This window comes from Mesorhizobium sp. M6A.T.Ce.TU.002.03.1.1, assembly GCF_003997275.1.
Taxonomy (GTDB): domain Bacteria; phylum Pseudomonadota; class Alphaproteobacteria; order Rhizobiales; family Rhizobiaceae; genus Mesorhizobium; species Mesorhizobium mediterraneum.
On record NZ_RZTI01000351.1, the window covers coordinates 1 to 386 of the forward strand.

Below are 386 nucleotides of genomic sequence, written 5' to 3' on the forward strand. Positions count from 1 at the left end.
AGCAGGAGCTGATGCTGCTGGCGCTTGCCTTGCCGCTCGGCTGGTTCGTTTCGATCTCGTGGCGCGGCTATGCCTTGCTGATCGGCGCCGTGCTGCTCCTGATCATGGTCGAAGTGCTGAACACCGGCATCGAGGCGGCATGCGACGCTTTCAGCCGCGAGTTCAATGTCGACATCCAGTTGGCCAAGGATTGCGGTTCGCTGGCGGTGCTGATTTCGGTGCTCATCGTCGCCGGCGTCTGGGGCATCGCCATCATCGAGCGGATCACCGGGGTACCGATCTAGCCTTTCGATGCCTATATGCCAGTCACCAAAGGAGACTGTCATGGCCAGGGCCGCCAATTTTCTGCTTCTCGAACGCGTGGGCCTGCCGGATGATCTGCGCTG

1 protein-coding gene is annotated in these 386 nt (G+C 61.1%); it reads left to right on the top strand.

The window, feature by feature from the left end:
- Positions 1 to 284, top strand: a 284-nt coding sequence (locus EOC93_RS33910; protein WP_164759417.1) for a diacylglycerol kinase, incomplete at its 5' end; no start/stop codon positions are given.
- Between the last annotated feature and the right edge of the window lie 102 nt (positions 285 to 386).